This is a genomic window from Halopseudomonas sp. MFKK-1 (assembly GCF_027474385.1).
In the GTDB taxonomy this organism is placed as follows: domain Bacteria; phylum Pseudomonadota; class Gammaproteobacteria; order Pseudomonadales; family Pseudomonadaceae; genus Halopseudomonas; species Halopseudomonas aestusnigri.
In genome coordinates this window covers 71323-83505 of sequence record NZ_CP114836.1, presented here as the reverse complement: position 1 = coordinate 83505, position 12183 = coordinate 71323, and the positions used below count along the sequence as shown (strand labels likewise).

The 12183-nt window shown below is 56.0% G+C and carries 9 protein-coding genes and 1 tRNA gene; 5 read left to right on the top strand and 5 right to left on the bottom strand.

The features are described from left to right. Positions 1-72: 72 nt before the first annotated feature. Together O5O48_RS00425 and O5O48_RS00420 are read right to left on the bottom strand one after the other, a co-directional pair. The gene (locus O5O48_RS00425) at positions 73-1140 is read right to left on the bottom strand and encodes a metal-dependent hydrolase (RefSeq protein WP_233049206.1); all 1068 of its coding nucleotides are present in this window, start codon (positions 1138-1140) and stop codon (positions 73-75) included. A gap of 78 nt (positions 1141-1218) precedes the next feature. Then, positions 1219-1911 (bottom strand): crotonase/enoyl-CoA hydratase family protein, encoded by a 693-nt coding sequence (locus tag O5O48_RS00420; protein ID WP_088275734.1) that lies wholly within the window; start codon positions 1909-1911, stop codon positions 1219-1221. Between the two features lie 202 nt (positions 1912-2113). Between O5O48_RS00420 and O5O48_RS00415 the strand changes: the two genes are divergently transcribed. Beyond that, positions 2114-2204 (top strand) — tRNA-Ser (locus O5O48_RS00415). Positions 2205-2974: 770 nt separating this feature from the next. Here the strand turns inward: O5O48_RS00415 and O5O48_RS00410 are convergent. The 3 genes from O5O48_RS00410 to O5O48_RS00400 all read right to left on the bottom strand — a co-directional run bounded on the left by O5O48_RS00410 (position 2975) and on the right by O5O48_RS00400 (position 6334). Beyond that, positions 2975-3541, bottom strand: coding sequence for a recombinase family protein (locus O5O48_RS00410; protein ID WP_269687816.1), 567 nt, complete (start codon positions 3539-3541; stop codon positions 2975-2977). Between the two features lie 648 nt (positions 3542-4189). Then, on the bottom strand, positions 4190-4660 hold the full coding sequence (locus O5O48_RS00405) for a hypothetical protein (RefSeq protein ID WP_269687815.1): 471 nt from the start codon (positions 4658-4660) through the stop codon (positions 4190-4192). Between the two features lie 204 nt (positions 4661-4864). After that, positions 4865-6334: a tyrosine-type recombinase/integrase gene (locus tag O5O48_RS00400; protein WP_269687814.1), complete on the bottom strand. Its 1470-nt coding sequence runs from the start codon at positions 6332-6334 to the stop codon at positions 4865-4867. A gap of 1147 nt (positions 6335-7481) precedes the next feature. Between O5O48_RS00400 and O5O48_RS00395 the strand changes: the two genes are divergently transcribed. The 4 genes from O5O48_RS00395 to arcC are packed head-to-tail and all read left to right on the top strand — an operon-like array spanning position 7482 to position 12125. Continuing rightward, the gene (locus O5O48_RS00395; protein WP_269687813.1) at positions 7482-8930 is read left to right on the top strand and encodes a YfcC family protein; all 1449 of its coding nucleotides are present in this window, start codon (positions 7482-7484) and stop codon (positions 8928-8930) included. A gap of 31 nt (positions 8931-8961) precedes the next feature. Further along, on the top strand, positions 8962-10191 hold the full coding sequence (locus tag O5O48_RS00390; RefSeq protein ID WP_269687812.1) for an arginine deiminase: 1230 nt from the start codon (positions 8962-8964) through the stop codon (positions 10189-10191). A 22-nt stretch (positions 10192-10213) separates the two neighbouring features. Continuing rightward, complete coding sequence (gene argF / locus O5O48_RS00385; protein ID WP_269687811.1) at positions 10214-11215, top strand: ornithine carbamoyltransferase; 1002 nt, start codon at positions 10214-10216, stop codon at positions 11213-11215. Between the two features lies 1 nt (position 11216). Continuing rightward, complete coding sequence (arcC, locus tag O5O48_RS00380; RefSeq protein WP_269687810.1) at positions 11217-12125, top strand: carbamate kinase; 909 nt, start codon at positions 11217-11219, stop codon at positions 12123-12125. Positions 12126-12183 lie beyond the last annotated feature (58 nt).

Below are 12183 nucleotides of genomic sequence, written 5' to 3'. Positions count from 1 at the left end.
TTCACGCTCCCCCGGGGACAAAGAGCGAGATTATCGCAAACTCAGCGCCCCAGCGGACAGCCAGTGCGGCCATCACCGTTGCTGATGGGGTGCCGGTTCGGTGAGTGAGCGCGACAACTCCGCAATCGACAGCGGCGTTTTGGCGTCCAGTGCCCGCTCTGCCATCAGGCGCAGCGCCGCCGCATCCGGTCGCCGCTGCGGCCATTGCTCCACCTCGCTGATCAACGCAGTCTCGCCGGTGGCGGGGTCCACGGTGGCCAGGGCAAAGCGGAACGGATGGTAGCCACTCATGCCAAGGCGCAGATCGGTCGCCACCCACTGCCCGTCAATCAGGTCGTAGCGCAGGCGGTCACCGGTAAACCAGCGCAGACGCTGGTCCTGCGGTGATTCGAGCAGTGCCTGTCGGGCCTCGCTGGCGCGGGTCGGCAGCTTGATCAGGGTCAGCGGTTCATGGTCCAGCCAGCCGACCAGCCCTTCGTAGTAGTTGTCGCCGTCGACCGCCATAACCCGCCAGAGCAGGGTGTTGAATGGGGTCGGCGTACTGAAGGTCGCCTGGGGCTGGATACCCTGCTGTGCCAGTGCGGCTTGCAGGTGATGGTCGGCCATCTGCTTGCCGATCAGCGTGCTGCCGAGATACAGCGAACTGAGCAGCAGCCCGGCGTATTGCCAGCGCAGGCCGCTGCGGCCCAGCCCGATCACCAGCCCTGCCAGCATCGCCAGCAGCAAGGGCAGGGTGTAGAGCGGGTCAATGATGAAAATGCTGGAAATCGCCACCGGCGGCATCGGCAGCGGCCAGAACAGCTGGGTACCGTAGGTGGTGAAACTGTCGAGTAGCGGATGGGTGCAGAGCACCAGAGCCAGGGTGGCGAACAGCCTGCCGCTGCTGTAGCCCGCGTCCGGCCAGCGTTTGCGTATCAGCCAGGTGAGCAGCGCGGCGAGTGTTGCCAGCACGAACAGGGAGTGGCTGAACCCGCGATGGTAGGTCATGTCGGCGACCGCATCGCCGTAGTCGATCAGCACGTCCAGATCGGGCACCGTACCCAGTGCAGCGCCGTAGATCAGCGCCTTGCGGCCCTGCCAGCGGCCAAGCATTGCGCCCTGGATCGAGGCGCCGAGCACGATCTGGGTAACTGAATCCATGGAAAGACTCCGCAGGGTGAGATGCATAGCCTACTGCATCTCGTTGCCCCGCGCAGTCCTGCCACGTTTCCCGATTTTTCAGCTCAGGTCGTGCTGACGATCCAGCTCGATGCACTGATCCAGCAATTCCAGGTAAGCCTTGCGGCTCTTGACCTTGGTCTGGCGGAAGGCAGTCATGTTCAGCGCAGCCAACTCCCGGGCCTTGGCCATGGCTGCCGCTTCCAGCTCCTCGGCCGCGACCACCTTGTCGAGGAAGCCGGCAACAACGGCTTCTTCCGGGCTGAACATTTCGGCGTTGATCACCGCACGGCCGAAGGCGGCTGGCGTCAGGCGGGCACGCGCCAGTTCAATGCCGGCGTGGTGCATGGTCATGCCGATGGCGGTTTCGTTCAGGCCAATCTTGAACGGACCCTCAACGCCCAGTCGGTAATCGGACGACAGCAGCAGGAACGCGCCCTTGGCAATTGCGTGGCCGGTGCACACGGCAACAATCGGGAAGGGGTGAGACAGCATGCGGCGTGACAGGGTTGAACCGGACGCCACCAGCGCCTTGGCCGCATCCGGGCCAGAGGTCATGACTTTCAGATCGTAGCCGCCGGAGAAAATGCCCGGCTTGCCGCTCAGCACCACCACGGCGCGGTCCTTTTCCGCCTGATCCAGCGCAGCGTTAATCGCAGCGATCATGTCGGGCGACAGGGCGTTGACCTTGCCATTATCCAGGCTCAGGTGGGCAACGCCGTCAGCGAAACGATAGGAGACCAGCTCGCTCATCAGAAAGTCCTCACATAGAAAGTCATACGGCATCAGCGCCGCAGCATAAAGCAGGCAGTTTACCAACTAATTCATGACTGGCGAGTCCGCCAAAGCCGGAGTCACGAGTGGTTGAAAACAATGGAAAAAGGGTTTGCCAAAGCGCCCGTGTTTCGATACATTAGCGCGCCTCGGTAGCAGGGTAACCCGCACGCCGAGATCCGGAGAGGTGTCCGAGTGGCTGAAGGAGCACGCCTGGAAAGTGTGTATACGTTAATAGCGTATCGAGGGTTCGAATCCCTCTCTCTCCGCCAGATATAAAAAGCCCTTTTAGATCAATGATTTAAAGGGGCTTTTCTTTTGGAATTGTACCCACCGATTGTACCCAAACCTGCTCTCTAGCTTCCTTCTTCGGTTGCTGGCGCTTTTTCGTGTCTGCTGGTCAAGGTCCAGCTCTTGCGCTAGAGTTTCTCTGTCCGCTCCGGATTGGGGTGGTTTTCTCAGTAATCAGAGGACGATTTATGATTGGACGCTGGGCGTTGATTGGGCTTCTCTCCGTAAGTAGTTCTGCTTTTGCTTGGCAGGATGTGAGCAAGACGGCCACCCTGCCTTCAGGCGCTGTCTACTGCACTAGTCAGGGTAATTTGGAAGATTTTGCAGCCTTCGCATTGGATGGCGATGAGGCGGGGGCGACTAGACTGGTTAGTCAGGGAAAGTGCACTGTGTTGCGTAGCAATATGAGGGTGGCGGTCTTTCAGGAAAATGATGACTTCGCCAACTTCCTTTCTCCTAGTGGTAAGGCTCTATACACATTGAAGGGGTACTTGCGGTAGCGGTCTTATTTATTGTGGCCTTGCTGGTTTAACGCTGGGTTATCCGGCAGGGCTGTTAAGCAAAGTCCTGAGCTGGCAGCGTAATAGCTTGATAATTCCAAAATATCGAGAGCTATTCCCCTAGAGGCGACCTTTGCCCTATATGCCGATATAAGCCGTTTTCAGGTGTTTTTATTCCAATGCGGTAGGTAGGTATTGGGTCGCTCTCTAGTGCCTCTCTAGCGAGCTTATAGGTGCCTTCTCGTTTGTTTTTAACCCTTGTTCCAGAGTCTTTTAGTGGTGCTCAATGAGATATTGAGTTCTGCTGCTACTTGAGACTGGCTCAGTCCCTGTGCTTTCAGCGCCAGCACCTGTTCTGCTGAGGCTTTCTGAGGGCGTCCTAGAGTCTTGCCTTCTTTCTTCGCTCTGGCCAAGCCTGACTGGGTGCGTTCTACGAGTAAGTCACGCTCAAACTCCGCTACAGCAGCAATAACCCCCATTGTCATCTTGCCTGCAGGGCTGGTGAGGTCAACGCCGCCTAGAGCTAGGCAATGAACCTTGATGCCTAGTGTTGAGAGCTGGTCAACGGTGCTGCGAATGTCCATTGCGTTTCGACCTAACCGGTCGAGCTTGGTCACTACCAGTATGTCACTGGCTTCCATGCGCTCTAGCAGCTTGGTGAATCCCTTTCTTTCGTTGGCTGGTACTGAGCCGCTAATGGTCTCCTCGATAACCCTTTGAGGCTCTAGTTGGAATCCTGCTGCTCGGATTTCCTGGGCTTGGTTCTCTGTAGTCTGGTCTGTGGTCGATACGCGACAGTAAGCAAAAGTGCGACTCATTAGGTTGGCTCCGACTGGTGTCATAAATTAGGGTTCATTATGGTCGCATGATAATAATATGCAAGCCCTATTTTTTGACACCAATTGAGAGGGGCTTTTTCCCTGGTGGCAATATTGGTCGTTTTTGATTACGATTTTCTGACTCGCTCTTGGAGTGGCGGTGTATAAAGGATGGGCGAAGCTTTGTTTTTTATTTTGGTATTCGTCATGCGCTCTAGTTTTGTTAGGCGGCATGTGTCAAATCTTTAAAAGGACGTAAGTTTTATGAGTGTAAAATCCTGCTTTGCAAAACTGGCTTTTTTGTGTGTGTTGATTTCCAATCAGTCGGCGGCAATGACTATTGAGACTTACAAGAAGGAAAAGGTTTCAAATCGCGGTCTGGTCGATGTATACATAACTGGAGTGGGGGAAGGTTATTCTTGGCTAAATACTTATCTGTCAACTGAGAGGGGGCAGCCTGTATATTGCCCTCCACGCGATTTGACGCTTAATACTGATAACTATATATCGATACTTGATTCCTATATTGAAATAAGAAATCTGGGGTCTGACGTTCCGGTAGAGGTGGCTTTGCTTTACGGGTTAAGGCATACATTTGCATGCGATTAATGAGTCATTGCTTTCATGAGTGAGGGGTTGTTTTCTACATTATTCATTGCTATGTTTTTTAGTGATAACCAAGGCTTTTTGGTTTATTACAGAATAGCGCTTCGTTGGCTTGCTAAAGAACAAGTTTAAATCGTGCGGTCTCTGGCTCTTGATGGCGTCTGCTGTTGACTCTAGCTTTTCTTGGGAAACTCTTCTGTTTCTATGTATGGTGCTGGCGCTGAATGCATTTTCGGCAATTTCGGCCATGTCTTTTATTTTCTGCATGCTAAATATAATTGCATAGGCTTGCAGTCCACCATACTCCGCTCTGTATAAGGTCCGATAGCAAACAAGGAAGGGGAGGTCTGGATATAGCTTCCTTAGTGATCTTTTTAGTTTGTTTCCATCTCGCACCAAGAGGTGGCAGTCCTCGATGTTTTCATAAAAAATCGAATGCTGATGAACCCATGTATAGTTGAGGATGAGTGCAGATAGCTTTCTTTTTGTCTTTTCTTCTGATGATTCTGACACAATTTCCTTCCTGTTCTCTCAGGCTGAAGCAGATCATATAATATCAATCAATCTCTTCCTATACCACATCGGAAGTTTCTATATTTTTCCCGGTGCGTGATAGCTGCTAGTCCCTATGTATATGGCTTGTGTGAGTGCGTTGGCGTGGTGAATCTAGCTGTCCTGTGATTTATTAGTGCGGTTGTTTCCTGTTGGGATTTGCTCTCATAATCCTTTGAAAGTGAACTCTAGCTTCCGAATTGCATCATGCTTTTGCTCCATAGATGGGCCGTTGGAATATATGTCATAGGTGATTAGCCCAACCTCATGTCCCAAGATGGCGGGAAGCGTTAGGGCGTCTACTCCAGCCTGTTGAAGCTGGGTTGCGGTGGTCTTCCTAATCGAGTGGAAGACATGCTCATCGGAGAAGCCTAGCTCCTTTTTGATTCTGCCAAACTGTTTGGAAAGATAGCTAAGGCGCTGATTGTACTTGTTCGGCTTGCCTTTGATTAGATACGAGTCCTCAGATTTTTGAAGCAAGGATTCAATAAGTTTTCCAATTTTTGGATGTATGGGGACGTCTCTAATCCCAGCCTGTGATTTTGCTTCAGGTATATGGATTGAATAAGGTTGTTGGTCAATGTAGGTGATGTCGCTATCTTGTACTCGGCCTATCTCCTCTATTCGCATGCCAGTGTATGCGGCAATCTTTATCAAGTTCGAAAGCTCTGTTTTTCCTTTTTCTAAAGTCGCTGCGTATATCTGCTCAATCTCGTTCCTGCTGAAGGCTTTCCAAGATTTTCCCTGGGCTGCCCTGTTTCTTGGTAGCTTATGGCCAGAGAACGGGTTTTGATTGCCTTTTTGCCGCTTCTTGAATGCCGTGTTGTAAGTCATGGCCCAGTTCCATAAATCGCGGCCTGACCAGAGGTAATTGGTTATGGTTTTTTTGCTTAGCCCTGAGTTGTTTATGAAGCTGTGAACTGAGTCGAAGCTCAAATCTATTTTCTTCTCTGTTAAGTAGTTTGCAATTTTATTGGCTCTGGAGATGTGGCTGTCTATTGTTCTTTCATTGTCTAACTGTGTTTGAAGAAATTCTCGCCAGCTGGATATTAGGCGGTTTGTTATAGGATGCTTGACTGTGAAGTTTTGAGGGGAGTCTATCGCCATTTGGAGCTGTGCTTCCTCGTCGGGAGAGCGGTCCTTGAATCGTCTTTCGAACAGCTTAGGAGTGGCTTCCTTGAAGGCGTTTGCAAGCTCTCTTTTGTATTCGAGCTCTTCTTCTAAAGAGCTGTCCTCGCCGTTGATGTAATCATTCATCTCGGCTAATAAGTTAGAAAACTCTGCTAATTCAGGGTGCTGAAACCAAACAGGATCGACTTCTATGTCTCGTTCTTCATATTCTCCTAGGCCGATTAGTGATTTAGCGTGGCTTGCTACGTCATCGTCAAGCTGCTGCCAAACGTCCGTTATTTGTTCTGCCCAGTCATTGGGTAAAGGAGCGCCTTGCTTGGCTTGCTTGATCAGTGCTTTCCACTCAAGCAGGTACTTTGCCTTAAGCAGTTCCGCTTGCCCCTTGTTGCTAGTGCCGAGGCTTCTGGTAAGAACTTTCCTGAAGCCGAATGCGTGTTGTACATTTTCAGGTATGGCTAGCCTAACGTGCCAAGTGTTTCCCTTGCGAACTAGATTTCCTGCCATCTTTCGGTCTCATTGTACCCAGTAATTGTACCCAACATAGATTTCAAGTGATTGAAAATCAAGGAAAACAATGTGTTAGCTAGCTTTGGCGTAGGGTCCCTCTCTCTCCGCCAGACAAACAAAAAAGCCCCAGCGCAAGCTGGGGCTTTTTTGTTTGTGCGGTGAACAGACGGACGAGAACCCTCACGGTTCGACCGGAGCCAGCAACGCTGGCGAAGGAACGTCGGAGCGCAGCGACGACGGCCCGAGGCTGGTCCAGCCGAGGGCGAGGCGCAAAGCGCCGAGTAATCCCCCCCCTACCAGACAACGAAGGACCTTGGCCTAAGCTGGGGCTTTTTCGTTTATGCGGTGAACAGACGGACGAGAACCCTCACGGTTCGACCGGAGCCAGCACCGCTGGCGCAGGAACGTCGGAGCGCAGCGACGACGGCCCGAGGCTGGTTCAGCCGAGGGCGAGGCGCAAAGCGCCGAGTAATCCCCCCCTACCAGACAACGAAGGACCTTGGCGCAAGCTGGGGCTTTTTCGTTTGTGCGGTGAACAGACGGACGAGAACCCTAACGGTTCGACCGGAGCCAGCAACGCTGGCGAAGGAACGTCGGAGCGCAGCGACGACGACCCGAGTACTGGCCTGGCCTTGGGGCGAGTCGCAAAGCGCTGAATAATCCATCTGTCTCAGCCAGCCAAGCAACGACCTACAACCCTGAGAGCTCAGCTTGTTCGCCGGTACCACCTGACAGGCGAGGCGAGCAATCTCAAACCCGCCATCCTCCGCAGCGCCGAAATTCCCGCCTGCATACTCGGTAATCAATCCAGTCAACGCAGATTTCGTTGCATCGAGTTCGTTGCGAGTCGCAGTGCACGCATGTCTGCATCAATATGTTGTTTTCCGTCCCGTCCCGCTGCTGCCGCTCCCACTCCCGAGCCTCGGAGCGCCATAAACCGCTGCATGTCCTGTAACTCCGGATTTGTAATACTCCTCACGAAATGATTTGTATCAACTAAGGTTTGTCTTGGTGGTGATACGTTCAAGCACATCGCCATGCAGATGGCTGACTGTTTCACAGGTTTTGTAGATGGAGTTGCCCTTGCCTGTGCGTCTTTGCAGGGGTGAACACGGATAAGGCTTCATTCCTCTGGAGGTGTCCAATGGACAGCGCACCTGATCGTGAGAAAGACAAGGGCCAGGATATGGCCTCCCGCTTCCCTACCGCGTATTCGATTCTTTTCCTGCTGATCATTCTGATGGCCGGTCTCACCTGGATCATGCCGGCGGGCAAGTTTGACCGCGAGATGAACGAGGCGGTGGGGCGCGAGGTGGCGGTTGCCGGGACTTACCATGAAGTTGAGCCCAACCCGCAGGGTCTGGTTGAGGTGATGCTGGCGCCCGGTGCGGGTTTCTATGATCCGGACAGTTATGCGGCCAACGCGATTGATGTGGCGCTGTTTGTGCTGTTTCTGGGTGGGTTTCTCGGTGTGGTCAATGCTACGGGTGCCATTGATACGGGCATCCGGTCGGCGATGGTGCATCTGAAGGGCCACGAGATCTGGATGATCCCGATACTCATGAGCCTGTTTGCCATTGGTGGTACGACCTATGGCATGGCCGAGGAGACGCTGGCGTTCTATGCCTTGCTGATACCCGTGATGATGGCGGCGGGGTATGACTCGGTTACCGGTGTGGCGATCATTCTGATCGGGGCCGGTATTGGTGTGCTTGGCTCGACAATCAACCCGTTCGCGACGGTGATTGCGGCCAATGCGGCGGGTATTCCGTTTACCGACGGGATTATTCCCCGGTTCGTGATTCTGCTCGGCGGGCTGGTGATCTGCATCGCCTACGTGATGGTGTATGCCCATCGCGTCAAACAGGACCCGTCCAGGTCGGCGGTGGCCAAGCAGCTTGAGGAGCACAAGGCCTTTTTCCTCAAGCGTCAGGCTGAGGAGGAGCATAGTGATCACCTGACTGGCATTCAGTCGGTGGTGCTGGTGCTGTTTGCGCTGACCTTCGCGGTGATGATCTGGGGCGTTTCATCCCAGGGCTGGTGGATGGCGCAGATGGGCGCGCTGTTCCTCGGGTCTGCAATCGTGATCGGCGTGATTGCGCGCCTGGGCGAGAAGGGTCTGACCAGTCACTTTGTCGACGGTGCCAGAGAGTTGCTGGGTGTGGCACTGGTTGTCGGGTTGGCGCGCGGGATTGTGGTGATCATGGAAAACGGCCTGATCGCTGACACCATGCTGCACAGCGCAGCACAGGCGCTGGACGGCGTGGGCGGCTTGGCCTTTATCAATCTGATGTTCTGGATCGAGGCGGCAATGAGTTTTCTGGTGCCGTCGTCCTCGGGGCTGGCTGTGCTCTCCATGCCGATTCTCGCCCCTCTGGCTGATTTCGCCGGGGTCGGACGTGACCTTGTGGTCACTGCCTATCAGTCGGCCAACGGCCTGGTGAACTTCATCAACCCGACCTTTGCGGTGGTGGTTGGCGGGCTGGCCATCGGCCGGGTGTCCTACGACCGCTGGCTGGCTTTCGTCTGGCCGCTGCTGGTCATTCTGGTGCTGTTTATCACTGCCGTTCTGAGCATTTCCGTTCTGCTGTGAGCGCTTGGCCAATGCAATAGGGAGAAAGGATATGTCTGTTCAAGAGCTGGGCGTTTACTCCGAAACAGGGCGTTTGCGTCAGGTGGTTGTTTGCCGGCCGGGGCTGGCGCATCGGCGTCTCACCCCCGGCAATTGCCAGGAGTTGCTGTTTGATGACGTCTTTTGGGTAAAGCAGGCGCAGAAGGATCACGATGTATTTACCCGGGTGATGCGCGACGAGGGCGTGGAGGTGCTGGACGTCAATACCCTGCTGGCCGAAACCCTCGATAACCCCGAGGCGCGCAGTTGGGTGCTGGATCACCGGATTACCGCCAATCAGGTCGGGGTGGGCGCAAAATCCGAGCTGGTCAGCTGGATGAAAGAGATTCCGAGCGAGCTGCTGGCCAGGCACCTGCTTGGCGGCCTGACCGTTGAGGAGCTGCCCTTTGAGCCCGCGGGGCTGTTCGGCAGTTACATCGGCCATCAGGGATTTGTGTTGCCGCCGCTGCCGAACGCGCTCTTTACCCGGGACAACAGCGCCTGGATCTACGACGGTGTGGTGGTCAACCCGATGTTCTGGAATGCCCGCCGCCCTGAGACGCTGCTGAATACGGCCATTTACAAGTTCCACCCGAACTTTGCCGGCCGTACCAAAATTCACTGGGGCGATCCGACGGTCGATCACGGGCTGGCGACCCTCGAAGGGGGCGACATCATGCCGGTTGGCAACAAGACCGTGCTGGTTGGCATGGGTGAGCGTTCCTCGCCCCAGGCTGTCGGCCAGCTGGCGCAGGCCCTGTTCGCCGGGGAGGTGGTCGAGCGCGTGCTGGCGTTCCGCATCCCCAAATCCCGCTCGGCCATGCACCTGGACACGGTATTCACCCTGTGCGGCGGCGACGTGGTGACCACCTTCAAGGAAGTCGCGGATGAGCTGGTGTGTTACGACATTCGCCCGGGAGACGCCCTGGGGGCGCTGGATTTTCGTATGGATCCGCGGCCGATCTTCGAGATCGTGGCCGAGGTGCTTGGCTTCAGCAAGCTGCATGTCGTGCCCACCGGCGGTGACACCGAGGAGGAGCGGGCCCGTGAGCAATGGAACGATGGTAATAACGTGGTGGCGCTGCGCCCCGGCGTCGTCATCGCCTATGACCGCAATGACGATACCAACGCCGAACTGAAGGCCGCCGGCATTGAGGTGCTGGAGATTCCGGGGGCCGAACTCGGGCGCGGCCGGGGTGGCGGCCACTGCATGAGCTGCCCAACGGCGCGCGACCCGGTTTGAACAGGACAGGAGACCACAGACCATGGCATTCAATCTGAAAAATCGCAGCTTTCTGACGCTGCGCGACTACACGCCGAAAGAAATCGCCTTTCTGCTCAAACTGGCGGCCGATCTCAAGGCGGCAAAGTATGCCGGCACCGAGCGCCCGGTTCTGCAGGGCAAGGATATTGCGCTTATCTTTGAGAAAAGCTCCACCCGAACCCGCGTCGGTTTTGAAGTGGCCGCCTACGATCAGGGCGCCAGAGTGACCTACCTTGGGCCGTCCGGGAACCATATCGGCCACAAGGAAACGGTCAAGGACACCGCGCGCGTGCTCGGTCGAGTCTACGACGCCATCGAATACCGGGGTTTTGGTCAGGAGGTGGTGGAGACGCTGGCCGCCTATGCCGGCGTGCCGGTGTATAACGGGCTGACTGACGAGTTTCACCCGACCCAGATTCTGGCTGACTTTCTGAGCATGCAGGAGCATGTCGACAAGCCGTTGCATCAGGTTGCCTATGCCTTTCTCGGTGACGCGGGCAACAACATGGGCGACAGCCTGCTGATCGGTGGCGCCAAGATGGGCATGGATGTGCGTCTCTGCGCCCCGCGTGCCTGCTGGCCGCAGGAGAGTATTCAGCGTGAGGCCCGGGAGATAGCGGAGCAGACAGGCGCGCGGGTGACCCTGACCGAAAGTGTGGACGAGGCGGTGCGGGGTGTGGATTTTGTCTATACCGATGTCTGGGTCTCCATGGGCGAGGCCAAGGAGAAGTGGGCAGAACGTATCAAGCTGCTCAAGCCCTATCAGGTCACCCGCGAGGTGATGGAGAAGACCGGTAATCCGCGCGCCTGCTTTATGCATTGCCTGCCCGCCTTTCATAACGCGGAAACCACTGTCGGGGCTGAGATCCAGCGCGAATTCGGTCTCGATTGCATGGAGGTGACGGAGGAGGTGTTCGAGAGCCCGGCATCCATCGTGTTCGATCAGGCGGAAAACCGAATGCACACCATCAAGGCGGTGCTGGTCGCCACCCTCGGAGGCTAGCATGCTGATCGTCGTTGCCCTGGGTGGCAATGCCCTGCTCAAGCGCGGGGAGGCCATGACTGCCGAAACTCAGCGGGCCAATGTGAGCACGGCTGCTGCCGCGCTGGCGGAACTGGTCAGTGAGGGGCATCAACTGGTGATTACCCATGGCAATGGGCCGCAGGTTGGCCTGCTGGCCCTGCAGGGCGCAGCCTACCGCCCCGATGGTGCCGACCCGCTGGATGTGCTGGGCGCCGAGACCGAAGGCATGATCGGCTACATGATCGAGCAGGAGCTGGAAAATGCCATCGACCATCAGAAGCCGGTCGCGACGCTGCTGACCCAGGTGGTGGTGGATCTGGCTGACCCGGCATTTCAAAAGCCTACCAAGTTTGTCGGGCCGGTATACGACAAAGCCGAGGCCGAGCGCAGGGCGGCGGCTGCCAACTGGTCGATTGCGCAGGATGGTGACAAGTGGCGCCGCGTGGTTCCGTCGCCGGCGCCGCTTGAGATTCCCGACCTGTCGGTGCTGAAAATCCTGCTGCGCAACGAGGTGATTGTCATCTGTGCGGGCGGCGGTGGTATTCCGGTGGTGCGCCGACCCGACGGCAGCCTTGTTGGCGTGGAGGCGGTGATTGACAAGGACGCGGCCAGTGCATTGCTTGCAGAGCAGATAGACGCCGATGCACTGCTTTTGCTGACCGATGTTGATGCGATCTATCGCGATTTTGGTACTCCGCAGGCCCGGCGGGTGAGTGCGCTGAGCGTAGCTGACCTCGACGGCATCAGCCTGCCGGCGGGCTCGATGTTGCCGAAGGCCAAGGCTGCCGCGCAGTTTGCCGGCACCGGCAAGATCGCCGCCATTGGCCGGCTGGAGGATGCCTCTGGTATTTTGCGCGGCAGCGCGGGGACCAGGATAGGCGAGCGATAAACGGTCGTGTTAGTCCACTGCCCCTTGGCGCGGCTGAATACCAGGCGTATGTGGGCGC

Bases quoted from the DNA above. Each gene is read 5' to 3' on its own strand.
- O5O48_RS00425 (WP_233049206.1), bottom strand. From the start codon at position 1,140: ATGGATTCAGTTACCCAGATCGTGCTCGGCGCCTCGATCCAGGGCGCA.
- O5O48_RS00420 (WP_088275734.1), bottom strand. From the start codon at position 1,911: ATGAGCGAGCTGGTCTCCTATCGTTTCGCTGACGGCGTTGCCCACCTG.
- O5O48_RS00410 (WP_269687816.1), bottom strand. From the start codon at position 3,541: ATGAGTCGCACTTTTGCTTACTGTCGCGTATCGACCACAGACCAGACT.
- O5O48_RS00400 (WP_269687814.1), bottom strand. From the start codon at position 6,334: ATGGCAGGAAATCTAGTTCGCAAGGGAAACACTTGGCACGTTAGGCTA.
- O5O48_RS00395 (WP_269687813.1), top strand. From the start codon at position 7,482: ATGGACAGCGCACCTGATCGTGAGAAAGACAAGGGCCAGGATATGGCC.
- O5O48_RS00390 (WP_269687812.1), top strand. From the start codon at position 8,962: ATGTCTGTTCAAGAGCTGGGCGTTTACTCCGAAACAGGGCGTTTGCGT.
- argF (WP_269687811.1), top strand. From the start codon at position 10,214: ATGGCATTCAATCTGAAAAATCGCAGCTTTCTGACGCTGCGCGACTAC.
- arcC (WP_269687810.1), top strand. From the start codon at position 11,217: ATGCTGATCGTCGTTGCCCTGGGTGGCAATGCCCTGCTCAAGCGCGGG.